Origin of the sequence: Rhodococcus sp. CX (genome assembly GCF_015865005.1) — a bacterium.
Taxonomy (GTDB): Bacteria; Actinomycetota; Actinomycetes; order Mycobacteriales; family Mycobacteriaceae; genus Rhodococcus.
In genome coordinates, this window is sequence record NZ_JADZGH010000041.1 from 19008 (window position 1) to 39325 (window position 20318).

At 67.9% G+C, this 20318-nt stretch carries 19 protein-coding genes and 3 pseudogenes; 13 read left to right on the forward strand and 9 right to left on the reverse strand.

Translation table 11 applies throughout. The features are described 5' to 3' along the window. The 3 genes and pseudogenes from I0Q12_RS31850 to I0Q12_RS35045 all read left to right on the forward strand — a co-directional run. The coding region (locus I0Q12_RS31850) for a hypothetical protein (protein ID WP_231609953.1) at positions 1 to 185 on the forward strand (185 nt) is incomplete at its 5' end. A 139-nt stretch (positions 186 to 324) separates the two neighbouring features. Next, entirely contained in the window at positions 325 to 1686 is a 1362-nt protein-coding gene (locus tag I0Q12_RS03830) for a cytosine permease (protein ID WP_197250672.1), read from the forward strand. Positions 1687 to 1855: 169 nt separating this feature from the next. Continuing rightward, a pseudogene (locus tag I0Q12_RS35045) lies at positions 1856 to 3342 on the forward strand (amino acid permease). A gap of 168 nt (positions 3343 to 3510) precedes the next feature. Here I0Q12_RS35045 and I0Q12_RS03840 read toward each other — a convergent pair. Continuing rightward, positions 3511 to 4053, reverse strand: coding sequence for a TetR/AcrR family transcriptional regulator (locus tag I0Q12_RS03840; RefSeq protein ID WP_197250750.1), 543 nt, complete (start codon positions 4051 to 4053; stop codon positions 3511 to 3513). A 98-nt stretch (positions 4054 to 4151) separates the two neighbouring features. Between I0Q12_RS03840 and I0Q12_RS03845 the strand changes: the two genes are divergently transcribed. The 3 genes from I0Q12_RS03845 to I0Q12_RS03855 are packed head-to-tail and all read left to right on the forward strand — an operon-like array spanning position 4152 to position 7220. Then, entirely contained in the window at positions 4152 to 5384 is a 1233-nt protein-coding gene (locus I0Q12_RS03845; RefSeq protein WP_197250673.1) for an acyl-CoA dehydrogenase family protein, read from the forward strand. Between the two features lie 9 nt (positions 5385 to 5393). Then, positions 5394 to 6458, forward strand: a complete 1065-nt coding sequence (locus I0Q12_RS03850) for a phosphotransferase family protein (protein WP_197250674.1) — start codon at positions 5394 to 5396, stop codon at positions 6456 to 6458. Further along, on the forward strand, positions 6459 to 7220 hold the full coding sequence (locus tag I0Q12_RS03855) for an SDR family oxidoreductase (RefSeq protein ID WP_197250675.1): 762 nt from the start codon (positions 6459 to 6461) through the stop codon (positions 7218 to 7220). A gap of 46 nt (positions 7221 to 7266) precedes the next feature. Here I0Q12_RS03855 and I0Q12_RS03860 read toward each other — a convergent pair whose 3' ends face one another. Continuing rightward, positions 7267 to 7815, reverse strand: coding sequence for an Lrp/AsnC family transcriptional regulator (locus I0Q12_RS03860; RefSeq protein WP_197250676.1), 549 nt, complete (start codon positions 7813 to 7815; stop codon positions 7267 to 7269). A 165-nt stretch (positions 7816 to 7980) separates the two neighbouring features. Here I0Q12_RS03860 and ald point away from each other — a divergent pair, with 165 nt between their 5' ends. Further along, positions 7981 to 9081: an alanine dehydrogenase gene (ald, locus tag I0Q12_RS03865; RefSeq protein WP_197250677.1), complete on the forward strand. Its 1101-nt coding sequence runs from the start codon at positions 7981 to 7983 to the stop codon at positions 9079 to 9081. A gap of 26 nt (positions 9082 to 9107) precedes the next feature. Here ald and I0Q12_RS03870 read toward each other — a convergent pair whose 3' ends face one another. The 4 genes from I0Q12_RS03870 to I0Q12_RS03885 all read right to left on the reverse strand — a co-directional run bounded on the left by I0Q12_RS03870 (position 9108) and on the right by I0Q12_RS03885 (position 12425). Then, positions 9108 to 9551, reverse strand: a complete 444-nt coding sequence (locus I0Q12_RS03870; protein WP_197250678.1) for a hypothetical protein — start codon at positions 9549 to 9551, stop codon at positions 9108 to 9110. A gap of 192 nt (positions 9552 to 9743) precedes the next feature. After that, positions 9744 to 10838 carry an inositol-3-phosphate synthase gene (locus tag I0Q12_RS03875; protein WP_197250679.1) on the reverse strand — a complete coding sequence of 365 codons (1095 nt, stop codon included), beginning with the start codon at positions 10836 to 10838 and terminating at the stop codon, positions 9744 to 9746. Continuing rightward, positions 10831 to 11385, reverse strand: a complete 555-nt coding sequence (locus tag I0Q12_RS03880; RefSeq protein WP_197250680.1) for a PadR family transcriptional regulator — start codon at positions 11383 to 11385, stop codon at positions 10831 to 10833. The genes I0Q12_RS03875 and I0Q12_RS03880 overlap by 8 nt, the downstream gene beginning before the upstream one ends. 200 nt (positions 11386 to 11585) lie before the next feature. After that, positions 11586 to 12425 (reverse strand): DUF1707 domain-containing protein, encoded by an 840-nt coding sequence (locus tag I0Q12_RS03885; protein ID WP_197250681.1) that lies wholly within the window; start codon positions 12423 to 12425, stop codon positions 11586 to 11588. Positions 12426 to 12521: 96 nt separating this feature from the next. Between I0Q12_RS03885 and I0Q12_RS03890 the strand changes: the two genes are divergently transcribed. From I0Q12_RS03890 to I0Q12_RS03910, 5 genes and pseudogenes are all read left to right on the forward strand, one after another. Continuing rightward, positions 12522 to 12944, forward strand: coding sequence for a DUF5318 family protein (locus I0Q12_RS03890; RefSeq protein ID WP_197250682.1), 423 nt, complete (start codon positions 12522 to 12524; stop codon positions 12942 to 12944). 572 nt (positions 12945 to 13516) lie between these two features. Beyond that, on the forward strand, positions 13517 to 16045 hold the full coding sequence (locus I0Q12_RS03895; protein ID WP_231609956.1) for a transglycosylase domain-containing protein: 2529 nt from the start codon (positions 13517 to 13519) through the stop codon (positions 16043 to 16045). A gap of 10 nt (positions 16046 to 16055) precedes the next feature. Beyond that, on the forward strand, positions 16056 to 17663 hold the full coding sequence (locus I0Q12_RS03900) for a glycosyltransferase 87 family protein (RefSeq protein WP_307846011.1): 1608 nt from the start codon (positions 16056 to 16058) through the stop codon (positions 17661 to 17663). Between the two features lie 26 nt (positions 17664 to 17689). After that, positions 17690 to 18151: an RNA polymerase subunit sigma-24 gene (locus tag I0Q12_RS03905; protein ID WP_197250683.1), complete on the forward strand. Its 462-nt coding sequence runs from the start codon at positions 17690 to 17692 to the stop codon at positions 18149 to 18151. 200 nt (positions 18152 to 18351) lie between these two features. Continuing rightward, positions 18352 to 18573, forward strand: a pseudogene (locus I0Q12_RS03910) (response regulator transcription factor); the annotation flags it as partial. 4 nt (positions 18574 to 18577) lie between these two features. On the opposite strand, the gene I0Q12_RS31870 reads toward I0Q12_RS03910, so the two are convergent. Next, positions 18578 to 18850, reverse strand: coding sequence for a helix-turn-helix transcriptional regulator (locus I0Q12_RS31870; protein WP_307846013.1), 273 nt, complete (start codon positions 18848 to 18850; stop codon positions 18578 to 18580). A 257-nt stretch (positions 18851 to 19107) separates the two neighbouring features. On the opposite strand from I0Q12_RS31870, the gene I0Q12_RS35050 reads away from it, so the two are divergent. Next, positions 19108 to 19812, forward strand: a complete 705-nt coding sequence (locus I0Q12_RS35050; protein WP_368862571.1) for a WD40 repeat domain-containing protein — start codon at positions 19108 to 19110, stop codon at positions 19810 to 19812. Here I0Q12_RS35050 and I0Q12_RS03925 read toward each other — a convergent pair. Together I0Q12_RS03925 and I0Q12_RS31875 are read right to left on the reverse strand one after the other, a co-directional pair. Beyond that, positions 19698 to 20111 carry a DUF2752 domain-containing protein gene (locus tag I0Q12_RS03925; protein WP_197250686.1) on the reverse strand — a complete coding sequence of 138 codons (414 nt, stop codon included), beginning with the start codon at positions 20109 to 20111 and terminating at the stop codon, positions 19698 to 19700. The two genes, I0Q12_RS35050 and I0Q12_RS03925, sit on opposite strands and share 115 nt — an antisense overlap. Before the next feature lie 22 nt (positions 20112 to 20133). Beyond that, positions 20134 to 20318 (reverse strand): annotated as a pseudogene (locus I0Q12_RS31875) (N-acetyltransferase); the annotation flags it as partial.

A 20318-nucleotide genomic window follows, 5' to 3' on the forward strand; every position in this document is an offset into this window, starting at 1 on the left:
GGGGCTGGCTCGACGAGGACCCCGAATCCGTCGCCGTCCGCTACCGCAACGGTGAGCTGTCCATGCTCGACCTCGTGCGCCGTTACGGCGTGATCGTCGACTGGGGCACCGGCGAGCTGCTGCCCACCACCACCGCACAGTTCCGCGATCTGCTGCGGACCCGGTCCGTCGCGCACTGGTCGTGAACACGATGTGGGGCAGCGATTCCGCTGCCCCACATCGGTTTTCGATTTCACTCCCCCGAAGACCCCTGCCGAACCTCCCGTGCTGCGCGGTCATGGGCCCTGCGCCGGTTCGGATTCCCTCCCCTCGAGAGGAGACCCTTTGTCCGATCATGTCACCGACTCCGCCCCCGACTCCTTCGTGGAACACGAACATTTGCCCGAATCCGGTCGGCTGCCCCGATGGTCGCTGACGATGGCCTGGTGGGCCATGTTCAGTGCCATGTTCTGGCTCTACGTCGCGGTCGCCTCGGCCGGCGCGGTCGGGGTGCCGGCAACCCTGGTCGGGATGGCCGCCTCCATCGGCACCTTCGGCGTCGTCAATCTGCTGCTCTCCCGCTATGCGATCCGCACCGGACTTTCCGTCGAGCTGCTGTCCCGGCGCATGTTCGGCGCCGTCGGCTCACTGCTCGCTCCGGCACTGTTCGCCGCCACCGCGCTCTACTACGGGGTGTTCGAAGGATCCATCGTCGCCGTGGCGCTGCAGGAGTACTTCGGCGGCGACATCAGGCTGTGGTACCTGCTGTGCACGGTCTACATGATCCCCGTGGTGATCGGGGGCGTTGCTGCGTGGCTCGACAAGCTCAACGGGATCCTGCTGCCGTTCTACGTTGTCGGCATGGTGGCCGTCGTGGTGGCAGCGACCGTGAAACGGGGGTACCCCACCGGGTGGCTGACCGCCACGGTGGCATCGGGTCCGCTTCCGGGATGGCTCACCGTCTATCTCGTCTACATGGGCGTCTGGGTGCTGATGATGTACACCTTCGACTACGCCAGGCTCGGCCGCCGCACCGACGCCGGCTTCCACGGCACCGTCACCTTCGGCTGGGTGTTCTACGCGCTGACCTTCGGCGTCAATGGACTTGTCGGCCTCTATCTGCTCGGAGCGTGGGACATCGCCGGAACCGAGACCGGTGTGGTAGACGCTGTCGTCGGTTCCCTCGGCTTCGCCGGGGTGTTACTGATCATCGTGTCCCAGACCCGCATCAACTCGGCCAACTTCTACCTTGCCTCCACCAATCTGCAGGTGTTCGTCCGCCGGGCACTGCGCCTCGACGTGCCGCGGGCAGTGTGGGTTGTGGTCACCGCGATGCTCGCCTATCTGCTCATGCTCACCGACGTGCTGGGGTATCTGCTGCAGGCCCTTGCCTGGCAGGGCGTGCTGATCACCGCGTGGGTGGCGATCGCGGTGGTCTACGTGCTGCGCGATCGTGGTCGTGTCATGCCCCGCACCGCGTCCGGTGGGGCGCTGGCGTGGCTGATCTCCTCCATCGCGGGCATCGGACTCACCGTGCAGGAAGTGAGCACCACGTGGGCGCAGCTCGCCCCGGCGGTGACGGTGCTGCTGGCGGCGGGCAGTTACGTACTGCTCACCCCGCGTGCACGCGCGTCAGGTCGTGCGTCGTCGGAACCTGAAGCGCCGGCGGAACCCGAGGCGGCGCCGGACGAGGCGCAGCCCGTCTGACTCCGACGGCAATCGCCTCGGCGGCGAGTGTGACTCCGATCCATGTACATCACGGACATGTCGTGGGTCACATCGTGGTCGTAGGGTTCTCCCATCCGAGCGACAGTGCCGCCGGGACGCGGGAACCAGTACCCGACGGCACCGCACACCAGGTCTCGAAGGGAGTGCCGTGCACACCGATTCACCGGCCGAGAGGTCCGACACCCTGGGTCACGCGCTGAAGAGGCGCCATCTCACCATGCTGTCCATGGGCGGGGTGATCGGCGCGGGATTCTTCGTGGGCATCAGCGCGATCATCGGCCAGGCCGGCCCCGGCGCTATCCTCACCTGCCTGATCTGCGGGCTCATCGTCTTCCTCGTCATGCGGATGCTCGGGGAGATGGCCGTCGCCAAGCCTTGCACCGGCTCGTTCACCGAGTACGCCCGCGACGCCATGGGCAACTGGGCGGGCTTCGCCACAGGCTGGCTGTTCTGGTACTTCTGGGTGGTCGTCGTCGGAATCGAAGCCGTAGTCGGGGCTACACTGCTCGGCCGCTGGTTCCCCGGTCTTCCGTTGTGGCTGATGGCGGCCGGTCTACTGTTGATCATGACGGTGGTGAACCTGTTGTCGGTCGGCAACTTCGGCGAGGCCGAATACTGGTTCGCCGGAATCAAAGTCGCGGTGATCATCGCGTTCCTCGTCCTGGCCGGTCTCTCTACGTGCTGGGCGTCTGGCCAGGGGCCGACCTGTCGTTCAGCCACCTGACCGCTCACGGCGGCTTCCTGCCGAACGGCTTCACACCCGTCATGGTTGGGGTGGTCGCCGTCATCTTCTCGATGACAGGAGCCGAGCTGGTCACGATCGCCGCGGCCGAGTCGAAGGAACCGGCCGCGGCGATCCGCCGCGCCACCAGCACCGTCGTGTTCCGGATCCTCGGTTTCTTCGTCGGCGCGACATTCCTGCTCGTCACCATGCTGCCGTGGGACAGCTACGTCGTCGGTGAATCCCCGTTCGTGTCCGCACTCGAGGTCCTGGGTATCCCCGGCGCGGCCGAGATCCTCAACTTCGTGGTGCTGGTCGCCGTGCTCTCGTGCCTGAACTCCGGGCTCTACACCGCGTCGCGCATGCTGTTCGTGCTCGGCGCTCACCGCGACGCACCCGCATGGATGACGGCCGTCAACTCCCGAGGTGTCCCGCTGAAGGGCGTGCTGTCGTGCACGTTCGTCGGATACGTGTGCATCGTTGCCGCCTACGTCTGGCCCGACACGATCTTCTTGTACCTGGTCACGTCGTCCGGTGCGATCTGCCTGATCGTGTACATCATGATCTGTCTGTCCGAACTTGTGCTGCGCCGCCGCTGGGAACGCATTTCGCCCGAGGTCCTGCAGTTCCGGGTGTGGCTCTATCCCGTCCTGCCTGTCGTTGTCACGATCGTCATCGTCACGATTCTTGGCGGTATGTGGTTCACCGGTGCCCGCGCCGAACTGGTGCAGTCGCTGATTGCGTTCGCGGTCATCGTCGCCGCGTACCACCTCAAGACTCGGTACCTGCGCCGGCGCGGTGGTGCACGCCCCACTCCGCCCGAGGAGGCGGCGCCGGCCGGGGCGATGCACGTCGATGCGGCCTCGCGGCTCGAGACGCCGCAGACCGCCATCTCGGGTGATCGGGCCGACTGAGGATTCGCTCTCGTCTGGAGACCGAAGGCCCCCGGATCCGCGAGACCGTCGACTGCGACAGACTCATCTCCTGCGCCATCGCCCGCATCGACCAGCGCGTCGCATTCTTCGGGGTCGTCTCGAGCGTCCGGGTCACCAGAATTCCGGATCCAGGACACCAGGGGTCCTTCAGGTCAGAACCACCGGCAGCGTGCGGAGGGCGAAGTCGACGACGTCGTCGACCGTGATCGACGGTTCGGTGGTGCGGTCGATCGCGACCGATTCGACCATCGACCACCAGCCGCACACTTTCATGGTGGTGGCGGTGCTCGCCTCGGTGCCGGTGGCGTCGAGGATCCGTACGGCCATGGTGGTCTTGACGTTCTCGTGGATCTCCCGGATCTGCGGGTCATAACCGAATCCGGCTCCGTGGAACAGCATCTGGTAGTTCCGGCCGTGCCGGTCGATGAACGAGACGAACGCCCGCACGATGCCGCGCAGCGGGTCGTCGTCGCCGGGGTCGGGCACCGCGGCGCGGAGCAGGCGGCGGGCGGCCGCACCGACGACCGCGGCGTAGTAGTCCTGCTTGGTCGGGAAGTAGCGGAAGAGCAGGCCGCGGGAGATGCCGGCGATCTCGGCGACCCGGTCGACGGACAGCGCGTGGATGGGACGCGTGGCGAGTTCCTGCAGGCCGATGGCCACGAGTTGCCGCTTGCGTTCCTCCGGAGGCATTCGCCGCCGGGGTGCGGGCTGCGGTGGTGCTTGTCGTGCTGGGGTCACCCCGATACTCTAACTGAGCATTGCTCATTTAGAGCTCGACGGAGGAACCCATGGATTTCGCACAGTCGGAACGTTCCCGCGACTACCTCGAACGTCTGCGAACCTTCATCGCCAGCGAGGTCGAACCGTTCGAACAGCGGATGCACGCGGCGCGCGTCGCACCGTTCGCGCAGCGTGGCGACAGCTCCGGGGCGGCCACCTGGTCGGTGCCGCCCGAATTCCGGGAGCTGCAGCGCAAGGCCAGGGAACAGGGGCTCTGGAATCTGTTCCTCCCGGACGCCGAGCTCGGTGCCGGCCTGTCGAACGTCGAATACGCACCGCTGGCCGAGGAGATGGGCCGCTCCCAGTTCGCGTCCGCGGTCTTCAACTGCTCCGCCCCCGACACCGGGAACATGGAGGTCCTCTACCACTACGGCAGCGCCGAGCAGAAGGACCGCTGGCTGCGTCCGCTGCTCGACGGCGAGATCCGCTCCGCGTTCTGCATGACCGAACCCGCCGTCGCCTCGTCGGACGCGACCAACATGGCCGCGACCGCGGCCGTCGAGGGCGACGAGGTCGTCCTCAACGGCCGCAAGTGGTGGAGCACCGGTGTCGGGCATCCGGACTGCAAGGTCCTGATCTTCATGGGCCTCACCGACCCGGAAGCCCACAAGTACCAACGGCATTCGATGGTGCTCGTGCCGATCGACACCCCCGGTGTGAAGGTCGACCGGATGCTGTCCACGATGGGCTTCTACGACGAGCCGAGCGGCCACGGCGAGGTGTCGTTCACCGATGTGCGCCTGCCGCTGGACGCGATCATCGCCGGGCCCGGCCGCGGATTCGAGATCGCGCAGGGCCGCCTCGGACCCGGCCGTATCCACCACTGCATGCGCCTGATCGGTCTCGCCGAACGCACCCTCGAACTCGCCTGCCGCCGCGGCCTCGAGCGGGTCTCGTTCGGCAAGCCCCTGGTCAATCTCGGCGGCAACCGCGAACGCATCGCCGACGCCCGCATCGCCATCAACCAGCTGCGGCTGCTCGTCCTGCACACCGCCTGGCTGCTCGACACCCAGGGCCTGGCCGGGGCCCGGTCGGCGGTGTCCGAGATCAAGGTCGCCACCCCGCGCGTCGTCCAGCAGATCGTCGACTTCGCCATCCAGATCCACGGTGGTGCAGGGCTTTCCGAGGACTTCCCGCTCGCAGGTGCCTGGACGGCCGCGCGGGCACTGCGGCTCGCGGACGGTCCGGACGAGGTGCACCAGGGTCTCGTGGCCCGATTCGAACTCGGCAAGTACAACTGAGGGGGACCCGTGAGCAGCCTTCCCGACAACGCCCGGCCCGTTCGCGACGAGGACAACTTCGACGTCGCCGCCGTCGCTGCGTGGCTCACCGAACACGCCGGTATCACCGGGATTCCCGAGGTGCGTCAATTCGCCGGTGGTGCATCCAATCTCACCTACCTTCTGCGGTATCCCGATCGCGACCTGGTGCTGCGACGTCCACCGGCCGGCACAAAGCCGAAGTCCGGGCACGACATGGTCCGGGAGTACCGGATCCAATCGTTGCTCGCCCCCGTCTATCCGCACGTACCGAAGATGATCGGGCTGTGCACCGACCCGTCGGTGCTCGGCAGCGACTTCTACGTCATGGAGAGGGTCGAGGGCACCATCGTGCGCCCGGGGTCGACGTCCGCGGATCTCGGGCTCACCCCGGAGAAGACGCGGGAGCTGTGCCTGCGCGTGATCGACCTGCTCATCGAGCTGCACGGCGTCGACACCGAAGCGTCCGGTCTCGTCGAACTGAGCCACGGTTCGGGCTATGTGGCGCGCCAGGTCGAGGGGTGGACCAAGCGGTTCGCTGCCGTCCGCACCGACAACGTCCCCGACTTCGCGCGCGTGACGAAATGGCTGGCGGACAACCAGCCTGCCGACGTCGCTTCCCGGGTGATCCACGGTGATTTCAAGCTCGACAACATCGTTCTCGGCGACGATCTGACGCCGCGCGCCGTGCTGGACTGGGAACTCGCCACGGTCGGCGATCCGCTGATGGATCTCGGGTCGACCCTCGCGTACTGGGTGCAGGCCGACGACGATCCGACGATGCTCGCCACCAAGCTGCAACCGACGGACCTGCCGGGCATGCTCACCCGTCGCGAGATCGTCGAATACTACAGGGAGCGAACCGGTCTGCCGATCGGCAACTGGAGCTTCTACGAAGTCTTCGGGGTCTTCCGGCTCGCGGTGATCGCCCAGCAGATCTACTACCGCTTCCACCACGGGCAGACGACCAACCCGATGTTCGAGAACTTCTGGATGATCGTGGGCTACCTGGACGCCCGCTGCAACGAACTGATCGACAAGGCGGAGGGGAAGTAAGTGGGCAGGGGCACGACACGCAAGAACATTCTCATCACGGGCGCCAGTTCGGGGCTCGGTCGCGGCATGGCACGTGAATTCGCCGCGCGCGGGCGCAATCTGGCGCTGGCTGCCCGCCGCACCGACAGGCTCGAGGAACTGCGCGACGAACTACTCGCCGCACACCCGCAGATCACCGTCGCGATCCGCACGCTCGACGTGGACGTGCACGACGACGTCTTCCGCGTCTTCCGGGAGTTCGACGACGAGCTCGGCGGTCTGGACCGGGTCGTCGTCAACGCCGGTCTCGGCAAGGGACAACCGTTGGGCACGGGCTACTTCCACGCGAACGTCGCGACCGCCCGCACGAACTTCCTGGGGGCGCTGGCCCAGAGCGAGGCGGCGCTCGAACTGTTCCGGCCGCGCAATGCCGGCCACCTGGTGCTCATCTCGTCGGTGAGTGCGGTGCGCGGCATGCCCCGCAACCTCACCACCTACGCGGCGTCGAAGGCGGCGGTGGCGTCGCTCGGCGAAGGCATGCGCGCGGACCTCGCGCAGACCGGTATCGACGTCAGCGCGATCTTCCCCGGCTTCATCCGGTCGGAGATCAACGAGAAGGTGAAGAAGGTGCCGTTCATCGTCGACACCGAAACCGGTTGCCGGGCACTGGCTGCCGCCATCGAGAAGGAACCGGCCAAGGCGTACGTCCCGGCGTGGCCGTGGACGCCGATCGCCTACGCGATGAAGGTGCTGCCGTCGGCGGTCGTGCGGCGCATGGCCTGACGAGTCCGAGACCACCCGGGGCGGTGACGGGATCCGATCGATCCTGTCACCGCCCCGGTGCGTCGGGCGACGGGGCATTCTCCGATCGCGGGCTCGGCCGTACGTGCTCGAAGATCAGGCTGGTCTCGGTGGAGGCGACGGCGGGGTTTGCGCTGAGGTGCTCGACGAAGCGCCTCAGCGCGTCCGTGTTCGAGGTGGCGACGTGGATGAGATAGTCGTCGGCACCGGCGAGGAAGTAGACGTTGAGGACTTCGTCGAGATCGTTGAGCTGTTCGGCGAGTTGTCCGAGATGTCGGCGTGCGCCGGGCAGGACACGGACCGCGATCATCGCCTGAAGGTCCCGTCCCAGGGCCGCGGGATCGATTTCGGCGTGGAAACCGCGGATCACTCCCCGCTCGATGAGCGACCGCACACGGCCCAGGCAGGTCGACGGGGCGATACCGGCGGCAGCGGCCAGGGCGTTGTTGGGTATTCGCGCATTCCGTGAGAGCTCGTCGAGGATGATCCGGTCGACGGCGTCGATCGTGACGCCCGGCCGAACATCGTTCGATCGAGCGTCCCCGACGGCCGGGTTCTTCGAATTGTCGACAGGCATATCCCGATTCTAGAGAATTATGTTCGGATCTCTTGTGCTGATTGTGCAGTTTCTTCAACATTTTCGGTGAGCGATCACCTTCCCGACGCTCTCCATCACACAGTCCGACAATCCCACGCAGTCCGGCAACGCCGCCGACGCGACCCCCCATCATCGGAGCTTCACATGCGAGTAGGTATCCCCCGCGAGATCAAGAACCACGAGTACCGGGTGGCGATCACCCCCGCCGGCGTCCACGAACTGGTCGACCGCGGCCACGAGGTGCTCATCGAGACCGGCGCCGGCGTCGGCTCGTCGTTCGCCGACGCGGACTTCAAAGCTGCAGGCGCACAAATCCTTTCCGACGCCGACCAGGTCTGGGAGAGTGCCGACCTGCTGCTGAAGGTCAAGGAGCCCATCGCCGAGGAGTACTCGCGTCTGCGCCGGGACCAGGTGCTGTTCACCTATCTGCACCTCGCCGCCTCCCAGGAGTGCACCGACGCGCTCCTCGCCTCGGGAACCACCTCCATCGCCTACGAAACCGTCACGGCCGCGGACGGTTCGCTGCCCCTGCTCGCGCCGATGAGCGAGGTTGCGGGCCGCCTGGCCCCGCAGGCCGGTGCGTACCACCTCATGAGCCAGGGCGGTGGCCGCGGCGTCCTGATGGGTGGTGTTCCGGGCGTGCGTCCGGCCAAGGTCGTCGTCATCGGAGCCGGTGTCTCCGGCAAGAACGCCATCGCGATCGCACACGGAATGCGCGCCGACGTCACCGTCCTCGACCTGTCCGTCGCCCGGCTCCGTGAGATCGACGCGCTGTACGGCGGCCAGGTCAAGACCGTCGTCTCGAACACGCTGGAACTCGAGCAGGCGGTCCTCGAGGCGGATCTGGTGATCGGCGCGGTCCTCGTGCCCGGTGCGAAGGCTCCGAAGCTGGTGTCCGATCACCTGGTGTCCCGGATGAAGCCGGGATCGGTGCTCGTCGACATCGCCATCGACCAGGGCGGTTGCTTCGAGGACTCGAAGCCCACGACGCATGCCGAGCCGACCTACCGGGTGCACGACTCGGTGTTCTACTGCGTCGCCAACATGCCGGGCGCGGTCCCCCGCACCTCCACCTTCGCGCTCACCAACGCGACGCTCCCCTATGTCGTAGCCCTCGCGGACAAGGGTTGGGAAGAAGCTGTAGCGGCGGATCCCGGCCTCGCGGAAGGTCTTTCGACGCACCGAGGGGAACTGCTGTCCGCCGAGGTCGCCGAGGCGCACGGATACGCTTCTGCCCGCCTCTGATCCGACGGTGCCGCTGCCCGGCGTCGTTACGACAGCAACGCGTCGGTGCTCACGGCGATCAACGCAACCAGTGCGAGCACCTTGACCACCTCGAGTGCGACGTACACGTAGTGGGCACGCGAGCGGGGCAGCTCGGCGCCGGCCAGCACCTGATCCGACCGTCTCGTCAGCGTCGGCCGCACCCCGAGCACCTGCACCGGCAACACCACCGTGGCCGTGCCGAGCAGCCACCACATCGCGGTGGTCGGGGCCGCCGTGGCGGCGAGGGTCGCGATCCACAGCACCACGAGGATCACCACTTCGGTGATGTTGAGCGCCCGGAACACCAGGCGCCCGATGCCCAGGCCGATCGGGATCGTGACGCCGGGCGCGCGGAACTTCAACGGCGCCTCGAGGAACGAGATCGCGAACACCGACCCGAGCCAGAACGCGGGTGCGAGCAGTTGCAGTGCCGTCCACCAGGTGTCCATGACCGCTCCTTCGGCGCATACCGGGTCCACCGACCGCCGGTGGCCCGAGCCTAGTCGAGTGTTCTACCGCGACTGGAGCTTTCGTGGAAGAGAGTGTTCGTCCCGTTCCGTCCCGGCCCGGAACACGCCGACGGCGGTGGGTCGCCCGGAGTGATCCGGACCGACCCACCGCCGTCGGGTGAGAATCGAAACTCAGGCCTCGATGATGAAGGCCTCGAGCTCGGCGCGAGCCTTGTCGTCGGCCATCTGGACCGGCGGGGACTTCATCAGGTACGCCGAGGCCGGGAGGATCGGGCCACCGAGGCCGCGGTCCTTGGCGATCTTCGCGGCGCGGATGGCGTCGATGATGATGCCGGCGGAGTTCGGCGAGTCCCAGACCTCGAGCTTGTACTCGAGGTTCAGCGGGGCGTCACCGAACGCGCGACCCTCGAGGCGGACGTACGCCCACTTGCGGTCGTCGAGCCACTCCACGTAGTCCGAGGGGCCGATGTGGACGTTGCGGTCGTGGACCTTGCCGGCCAGCGGGCCGTTGAGGTTCGAGGTCACGGCCTGGGTCTTGGAAACCTTCTTCGACTCCAGACGCTCACGCTCGAGCATGTTCTTGAAGTCCATGTTGCCGCCGACGTTCAGCTGGTAGGTGCGATCCAGCACGACACCGCGGTCCTCGAACAGCTTGGCCATCACGCGGTGGGTGATGGTCGCGCCGACCTGGCTCTTGATGTCGTCGCCGACGATCGGAACACCGGCCGCCTTGAACTTCTCGGCCCACTCCGGGTCGGAAGCGATGAACACGGGCAGCGCGTTGACGAACGCGACCCCGGCGTCGATGGCGCACTGGGCGTAGAACTTGTCGGCTTCCTCGGAGCCCACCGGGAGGTAGGAGACGAGAACATCCACCTGCGCGTCCTTGAGAGCCTGGACGACGTCGACGGGCTCGGCGTCGGACAGCTCGATGGTCTGCGCGTAGTACTTGCCGATGCCATCGAGGGTCGGGCCGCGCTGGACGGGGACGTCGAGCGGCGGGACGTCGGCGATCTTGATGGTGTTGTTCTCCGAGGCCAGGATCGCCTCGGACAGGTCGAAGCCGACCTTCTTGGCATCCACGTCGAACGCGGCGACGAACTTGACGTCGCGCACGTGGTAGGAACCGAACTTCACATGCATCAGGCCGGGAACGGTCGAGGTCTCGTCCGCGTCCTTGTAGTACTGCACGCCCTGGACCAGGGACGAGGCACAGTTCCCCACGCCCACAATGGCCACGCGCACCGAGGTGTTGTTCTCACCCATGGTCGGGTTCTCCTTCTTTCTTGCTGGGTGCTGTCGACTGCTCGGCGGCGATCAGTTCGTTGAGCCAGCGGACTTCGCGTTCGCTGGATTCGAGACCGAGCTGGTGGAGCTGACGGGTGTAGCGGTCGAGAGTGCCGCTTGCCCGTCCGATTGCGTCGCGGAGCCCTTCTCTGCGCTCCTCGACCTGGCGGCGCCTGCCCTCGAGAATCCGCATCCGCGCTTCGGCGGGAGTGCGGCTGAAGAAGGCGAGGTGCACGCCGAATCCGTCGTCGGTGTAGTTCTGCGGTCCCGTGTCGGCGACCAGTTCGGAAAAACGTTCCCGACCGGCGTCCGTCAATTGGTACACGCGACGGGCCCGCCTGACGGTGCCGGGAACTCCGGAGTCCTCCTCGATGAGGCCGTCCGCCTGCATGCGGCGCAGCGTCGGATAGAGGGAACCGTAGGAGAAGGCGCGGAAGGCGCCCAGTAGTCCGGTCAGACGTTTGCGTAGCTCGTAACCGTGCATCGGGGACTCGAGAAGCAGCCCGAGGATTGCCAGTTCGAGCACAGGGGTTACCTCCTCGACTCTCCCGATCCGACAAAACCGACTTGATACGACGCGGAACTATATCGCACCGATATATACGACGATACTCCGCGCCGATAGGTTTGCCACATGTGTCGGGGGGACCGGCCTGTTCGAGGCGTGCGGGAACCCGACCGGCGCCGCGGTCGCCGCGCGGATCGAGCGGTCGCGCCGACGCGGAGTCAGCGGTATTCGCGCAGGACGGATCCGTCGAAACCGGCCTTCAGATACCCGTTTCCCAGGTCGTTGCGGTAGTCGACGTAGATGTTGGTCGTGGGCGTGCCGTCGTCCCGGATGATGACGTGGGTCACCACGCCCTCCGGCGCGCCCAGCAATCCCGGGGCCCGGGCGATCAGGTCGTCCAGGGCCGCAGCATCGACCAGGGCGGCATCGAAATCGCGAAAGCCGGGGAAACGCGACGACGCCGGCACGTTCGTCCGCTCCCAGCCACCCTTGAACGTGTAGGGCACGATGCGGTCGGGAGCCTCGGGCAGTGCACGACCCGCCGCCGCCCGTTCGGGATACAGGATGACCTCGTACGCGATGGTGTCGCCGAACTCCGCGCGGTAGCTGTCGACGACGCGCTGGAAGCCGCCGGGCCGGAGCGGGCGCACGGGCTCGACGGCCGCAACCGCGCTCGATTCGGCCGGACCTGGGGGATCGGCCGGCGCGGCCTCGCCCGCAGGCGCCGGCGATCCGGATTCGGGGGAATCGCTCCCGTTCGACACCACGACGGCGACGGTGACCGCGACGGCTGCGGCCGCGACGACCCAGGCCGATTTCCGGCCACGCCCCGAGCGGGCCGCAGGAGGGGTGACCTCGACGGATTCCACCGGTGGTTGCAGGTCGCGGACCAGGTCGGCGAGTTCACGCAGTGTCTTCGCGGACTGGGCCCGGGCCACGAACTCGCGGTGCTCGGATGCGTCGAGCTGACCGTCGGCGTAGGCCTGGTCCAGCCGGGCGCACGTGTTCACGCGATCGATGTCGCGGGCCCGGGTCTGCGGCGTCTGTCGGGTGGACACCGGTGCAGAGTAATTCGTCCCGAACGATCGCGGGGAAACCGTCACGCAGCACACACCCCGACCACTTCGACAGCACCCGCACGTACTCTGGAACGCGTGCGAACACAGCGGCAGGTGGTGGACTACGCGTTGCAGCGACGGTCGCTGCTCGCCGAGGTCTACTCGGGACGACGGGGCGTCGCGGAGGTCTGCGACGCCAGTCCCTATCTGCTGCGTGCCGCGAAGTTCCACGGGAAGGGCAGCGAAGTCGTCTGCCCGATCTGCAGGAAAGAGCAGCTCACACTCGTTTCGTGGGTGTTCGGCGAGAAACTGGGCCAGGTGTCCGGTTCCGCCCGCACCGCCGAGGAACTCGACCGCCTGGCAGCCAGCCAGGAGGCGTTCTCGGTCCACGTGGTCGAGGTGTGCCGCACCTGCAGTTGGAACCATTTGGTCCAGTCCTATGTCGTCGGCGCCGAGCCTGCGCCGCCGCGGCCGCGACGCCGGTCGACGGGGCAGAGCCGTCGCACCGCGAGCGAGTGAACGAGGACGCCCGGTCCCGTGATCGAACGCTGCCTGAACGTAACGCTGTCCGTTGAGGCCCGACGATGTTGTCGGGTGCCCACCGGCGTGAAACGAGGACGTGTCGTACCGCGTCCGCGCAACCAGTTGGAGATGAGTACGTGAATTCCCCTGACAACGATCCACAGGTCGATCGGCCCACCCCGCCGCGCCGGACCGGCCCTGCCGATCCGCGCCAGCAGCGGGTCCCGGGACCGGGACCGGTCGGGGGATCCGCCCAGGACCGGCCGCTGCCGCCGCAGCCCGGCCAGGGCCGGCCGTACCCTCCGCAGCCCTATCCGGGGCAGCAGGGCCGGCCGGGTCAGCAGGGACAGCCCGGCCCGCGCGCCGGGGGCCCGCCGGGACCGCCGCCGATGCGGAACCCGATGCCCCGGAATCCGCAGCAACCACAGCAGCAGGGCCCGCAGCAACCGCAGGGCCCCCAATATCCGCAGGGGCCTCAGCGTCCCCAGCAGTCTCCGCGGAGCGGGCCGATTCCGCAGCAGAATCCGCGCAGCGGACCGGTTCCCCAGCAGAACCCCCGCAGCGGACCTATGCCCCAACAGAACCCGCGCAGCGGACCGATGCCGCAGCAGCGTCCCCAGCAGTTCGCCGCCGCGCCGCCGAACCGTGCACAGACGGGTCCCCAGCAGCCGGCCGGCGGCCGGCCTCAGGCCGACCCGACCGTACGGATCCCGCAGGATCAGGCCCGGCAGGCCGTGGCCGCCAACCGGCAGCCTCCGTCACGCCCCGCAGGTACCCCGCCGGGTGGACGTCCGCCGACTCCGCCCCCGACCGCCCGCGGCGGCGGCGACGGCGGCGGCAAGGGCGGCAAGTCGTCCCGGTGGCGCACCATCCGGCGCATCGGTTACGTGGCGGTCGCGCTCGGCCTGATCGTTCCGATTCTCACGTTCATGGTCGCCTATGTCGTCCAGGACGTGCCCCGGCCCGGTGACCTCAAAACCAATCAGGTCGCCACGATCTACGCGTCCGACGGCTCGACGGTCATCACGAAGGTGATCCCGCCCGAAGGAAACCGCACCGAGGTCCGGCTCGACGAGATCCCCGAGCACGTCCGCAACGCCGTGCTCGCCGCCGAGGACCGCGACTTCTACACCAACCCGGGCTTCTCGGTCACCGGCTTCGCGCGCGCGGCTCGCGACAACATCCTGGGCCGTGAGAGCGCGGGTGGTGGCTCGACCATCACCCAGCAGTACGTCAAGACCGCCCTCGTCGGGTCGGAGCGCACGCTCACCCGAAAGATGAAGGAACTGGTGCTGTCGTCGAAGATGGCCAACCAGTGGTCGAAGGACGACATCCTCGCCGCCTATCTGAACACCATCTACTTCGGTCGCGGTGCGTACGGCATCGCCGCGGCGTCCAACGCCTACTTCGGCAAGCCGGTCGGCGCGCTGACCGTCGAGGAAGGTGCGGTGCTGGCGTCGTCGATCCAGCTGCCGTCGCTGCTGGACCCGGAGCAGAACCCGGAGGGCGCCGAGGCTCGCTGGAACTACGTGCTCGACGGCATGGTGACGGCCGGAACCCTCAACGCCCAGGATCGCGCCGGCATGAAGTATCCCGCGTACGTGCCGCTCGCCGAACTGGACAACGGAGACGAATCCTCGGGTCCCGAAGGACTCCTGAAGAACCAGGTGCTGCAGGAGCTGTCCGCGGAAGGCATCGACGAGAAGCTCCTCAACACCGAGGGCCTCGAGATCACCACGACCATCGACCCGCAGGCACAGGAAGCGGCCCTGGACGCGGTCCGCTCGACGATGGAGGGCGAACCGGAGGAACTGCGCACCGCCGTCGTGTCCGTCGACCCGCACACCGGTGCCGTCCGCGCGTACTACGGCGGCGATAGCGGCATCGGGTTCGACTTCGCACAGTCCGGCCTGCAGACCGGTTCGTCGTTCAAGGTGTTCGGCCTGGCCGCGAACCTGGAGCAGGGCAAGCCCCTGTCGACGACCTACGACAGCGGCCCGCTCACCGTGAACGGCATCAAGATCGGCAACGTCGAGGGTGAGCAGTGCGGCCAGTGCACCATCGCCGAGGCGTTGAAGCGGTCGCTGAACACCAGCTTCTACCGGATGATGCTGTCGATGGACAACGGCCCGCAGGCCATCGCGGACATGGCGCACAAGCTCGGCATCCCCAAGGAGATCCCCGGTGTCGGGGAAACCCTCACGGAACCGGACGGCGCCGGCCCGAACTACGGCATCGTCCTCGGCCAGTACCAGTCCCGCGTCATCGACATGGCCTCCGCGTACGCGACCCTCGCCGCGTCCGGCACCTACCACGAGCCGTACTTCGTGCAGAAGGTCGTCACCGCCGACGGCAGCGTGCTGCTCGACCGCGGCTCACCCACCGGTGAGAAGGTCGTAGACGACGCGGTCGCCGACAACACCACCGCCGCCATGCAGCCGATCGCCGCGTACTCCAACGGGCACGCTCTCGCGGGCGGACGTCCGTCGGCGGCGAAGACGGGCACCGCGCAGCTCGGTGACACCGGTTCCAACAAGGACGCCTGGATGGTCGGGTACACCCCGTCGCTGTCGACGGCGGTGTGGGTCGGCACCGAACAGGGCCTGCCGCTCGAGAACAGCTGGGGCGGCATGATCTACGGTTCCGGTCTGCCCTCCGACATCTGGAAGGCGACGATGGACGGCGCTCTCGAGGGCACGGACGTCGAGAAGTTCCCGACCCCGGGCGCCATCGCCGGCGTGTCCGGTGTGCCCGCCTTCACGGCCGAGGTCACGGCCGTGCCGACGACCACCAAGGCCCCGGAGACGAGCCGCACGATTCCGTCGTTGCCGGAGATCCCCGAGATCACGACGCGGGACGTCGAGATCCTGCCGGGCGTGACCATTCAGCTGCCGGGGGTGGCGCAACAGCCGACCACCACTCCGCAGCGGCCCGGCCGGGAGACGGAGACGACCCCGGAAGAGGACTCACCAGGTTTCGGAACCGAGGAGGATTCGGGCGACGAGCAGGGAACGGAACCGTCCGTGGAGGAAGCGGTTCCGGCACCGGGCGGACAGGCCGGCCGGCAGCAACCCGGCGGAGCAGTACCAGGCAGGTAACCTCGCCTCCGTGAGCGACAAGGAGGCGACCGGCAGGCCAGCGGGCGCGAAGACGAGGGTCGTGTCGCCGGCACCGCTCGCACCCGACCTCCGCTCGGCGGACTGGCGCGACACTCCCGGATGGAACGATCCGATGGTGTCGCGCCTGTCCACCGCGATCGGTGGGCCGGTCGGCCGGTACGCGCTGCTCGGCCGCACCCGCTTCTTCACCCCGCTGCGGGTGCTGCTGCTTCTGGCCGTGGTGTTCCTGTCCTTCGGCTGGTTCACCAAGGCCGCCTGCATCCAGCAGGCGCCGATCGGACCGAACGGTGAACTGGGACTCGACTGGCGTGGCAACCGCCAGTACGTCGCGATGTGCTACTCGGATGTCGTGCCGCTGTACGGCGCCGAACGCCTCAACGAGGGCGCGTTCCCGTACGCGACGTCCTGGGAGGAACCCGCACCGGACGGCGGCACGCAGGTCCGCTACATGGAATACCCGGTGGTCGCCGGGCTGTACCAGTACGTGTCGATGCGGATCGCGAAGGCGTGGGATTCCGCGTCGTGGCTGCCCGGCGGCCTGCAGGTGGCGATCTACTTCAACGTCGTCGCGCTCGGCTCGGCCATGGCGTGGCTCGTGACGGTGTGGGCGACCGCGCTGTCCGCCGGCCGCCGGATCTGGGATGCCGCGCTCGTCGCGGCATCCCCGCTGGTGATCGTGCACGCGTTCACCAACTTCGACGCACTCGCCACCGCGTGCGCCGCCGGTGGACTGCTCGCCTGGGCACGCCGCCGGCCGGTCCTGGCCGGCGTTCTCCTCGGACTCGGCGGCGCCACGAAGCTGTATCCGCTGCTGCTGCTGGGCCCGCTGTTCCTGCTGTGTCTGCGCGCGGGCAAGATGCGTGCCTTCGGCCGGACCGCGGCGGCGGCCGCGGCGGCGTGGCTGGTCGTGAATCTGCCGATCATGCTGCTGTTCCCGCGCGGATGGGCCGAGTTCTTCCGTCTCAACACCGAACGCGGCGTCGATCCCGATTCGATCTACAACGTGGTGCGTTCCCTCACCACGTGGTCCGGGTGGGATCCGGAGACGTCGAACCTGGTGTCGCTGCTGTTGTTCGCGGCCGCGTGCGCGGCGATCGCATGGCTCGCCCTGACCGCCGCGCGCCGGCCCCGGCTGGCTCAGTTGTGTTTCCTCGTGGTCGCGGCGTTCCTGCTCACCAACAAGGTGTGGAGTCCGCAGTATTCGCTGTGGCTGGTGCCGCTCGCGGTGCTCGCGCTGCCTCATCGCCGGGCGCTGCTCGCGTGGATGACGATCGATGCGCTCGTGTGGGTGCCGCGCATGTACTACTACCTCGGTCCTGCGGAGAAGGGACTGCCCGAACAGTGGTTCACCGTCACCGTCCTGATCCGGGACCTGGCGGTGCTGGCGCTGTGCGTCGCGGTGATCCGGCAGATCCGGAGACCCGCCGAGGATCTCGTGCGTTACGGGTTCGTCGACGACCCGATCGGTGGGGTCGTCGATCAGGCCCCGGACGACTTCCCGCGCTGGTGGCCGAAGGTGCTGCGCCCCCGGGACGGCCGCGAATCACCCACGAAGTCATCCGATGGGACGACGCGGACTGTCGGTGCCTCGACCTAGTCTCGACGGGGACGTGAGGAGGCGCTGTGGCTGCGAATCACCGCGGCTCGTCGGGGCAGGCGACGACCGGATCGGTTCCGTGTGAACTCGCGTGGGCTGTTGCCCGCGGCGACTCGTCCGCGATCCCGGCCTTGTTGCGTGTGCTGCACCCGCGGGTGGTGGGCTATTGCCGCGCCCGGGCCCACGACGGTGGTATCCCCTTCGCCGAAGCCGACCGGATCGCTCTCGACGCATGCCGGACCGTGCTCGCCGAACTCTCCTCCCCCACGGGTGCGAATCGGAACTTCGCCACTCTCGTCTACGAGATCGCATCCCGTGCCGTCGATTCGGTATCCACGGACACGGCGGTGCAGTTGCGCCGGGAAGTGCTGATCATGCGCACGATCGTCGGGCTGGATCCCGAACAGACCGCGGCGGTGTTGAGCATCAGCCCCGGCCGGGTCCGGCTGGAACAGCACGCGGCGTTGAAATCCCTGCGCGTGGCATGACGTCGGCGCGACGTTACGTTTGCGCTCTGTGACGATTCCCTTGCAGTCGTCGGACGGCCTCGTCGGTCCGTAACCGTTATTATCCCGAGCATCACTTTTCGGAAGGTCGGGGGACCTGCGGCGGTGGGCCGATCGAGGAGGATCCCGTGTCAGCTGATGTTTCGTGGTCGGTTGCTGCCGTAAACCCCGAACCGACCCGCCCGTCGCTGTCCCCTCGTGAAGTCGAGGTTCTCCGCGGCTGGCTCCGATCCGATTCGAAGACCGAAGTCGCCGCCGAGCTGTTCATCTCCGTCGCCACCGTCAACACGCATCTGGCCCGGATACGGGAGAAATACGCCGCGGTGGGCCGGAATGCCGGTACCAAGGCCGCGCTCACCGCTCGGGCCCTGCAGGACGGCCTCGTCACCCTCGACGAGTTGTAGTCGGCTACCACTCGTCGAGCGTCGTCAGACCGTCCTGCAGGGCCCGCGCGAACAACGCGGCCTTGGTGGGGGCGCTGCGTCCCACCGACGCGTACTTCGAACGGATCCGCGTGATGTGGGTGTCGAGCGTCGATTCCGAGACGAACAACTCCTGCGCCGCGCGAGATTTCGAATCCGACGACAGCCAGGTCAGCAACACCTCCACCTCGCGGGCGCTCAGCAGCGGTCGACGTACCAGGGATGAACGGATCCGGGTCACGGGTTGGGGCGCAGTCATGGAGCTCCTTCCGGAGGAAGCCGAAACGGGGTGCGGCGCGAGAACGCCGGGAAAGGGGAACGGCGCGAGCGCGCCGGAATCCATCCTCGCCGCCGCCCGTGGTGGCGGGAATGGTCGGCGTGGTCACCTTCGATCACGAGGGGCACCGGATGGCGGTGTCCGCGCAGGACGATGCGACGGTCGCGGTGGTGGACGTGACGGACCGGAACGCGCCACGGACGATCGGCACCTTCACGGCCGGAAACTATCCGCAGATGATGGCGTTCGCCCCGGACTGCACCCTGGCGGTGCCGACCGCGGACGGCGAGGTCGAACTGTGGGCGACCGCCGGGTCGTCGGAACCGACCCTGCTGTCGACCGTCGGTGGATTCGACAGTCAGGCGCAGGCGGTCGCATTCACGCCCGACGGTGCGACGCTCGCCGCGGGCAGCGCCGATCGCAGCATCCGGTTGTGGGACGTCACCGATCGCACTGCGCCGCGCGATCGGGCTCGGATCACGGGGCCGGCGGATGCGGTGTATTCGCTGCAGTTCTCACCGTCCGGCGATCGGCTCGCCGCCGGGGTCGGCGGTGGCGCGGCATGGCTCTGGGATGTGCAGGATGCGGAACACCCTGCGGCCTACGCCGTACTGTCCGCGTCCGGGACACGGGTCAACGATGCCACGTGGGCGCACGACGGTGAGATCCTCGCCGGGGGGGACCGGACCGGCTGGTGCGACTGTGGACCCCCGACACCGAGGCCGCGACGGACCGGGTGTGTGAGAACGCCGGATCCGCGATCACAGAGGAGGAGTGGGAACGGTTCCTTCCTGGTATCCCCTACCGGAATCCCTGCGCCGGCCGGTGATCAAATCCGGAGGGACGAGAACGGTTCCGCGGGGATGTTGCGAATCACGAACCAGCACAAGACGATCACCAGCACGATCTGTGGGGACCGTCGCCACTGGTACCACTGGACGTAGCGGCGGTCGCGGGCCCGTCCCACGGTCCACACCGCGAACGACCACAGCAGAACCACCACCGCGAGCACACCGACGGCGTTGTACCGCAGCGCCGACGGAACATCCAGATGCAGAAGCGAATACAACATGCGGGACGAACCGCAGCCGGGGCACCAGAGCCCGAACAGCGCGCGGGTGGGGCACGGCGGGATCGGTCCGCCCGGCGTGGTGGGGTCGGCCCACACCACGGCGGCGCACACGCACGCGGACAGGGCCGCCACCCCGGCGGGGGCGGCGAGCCTGCTCAGCGCGGCGTGCACGGTCGTGGTCCTCGCCCGGTGTTCAGGGTTGTGCGGAACTGTCGGCGACCCGCGCCTCGAGGCGAGCGCGGGCGAGCGGCCAGTCGTCGTCCGTCATGGAGAACAACGCGGTGGTCCGCCAGCTGCCGTCTCGCCGGCGACGGTGCTTGCGCAGCAGTCCCTCGAATTCGGCGCCGAGTTTGGCGATGGCCCCGCGCGAGTGCGCGT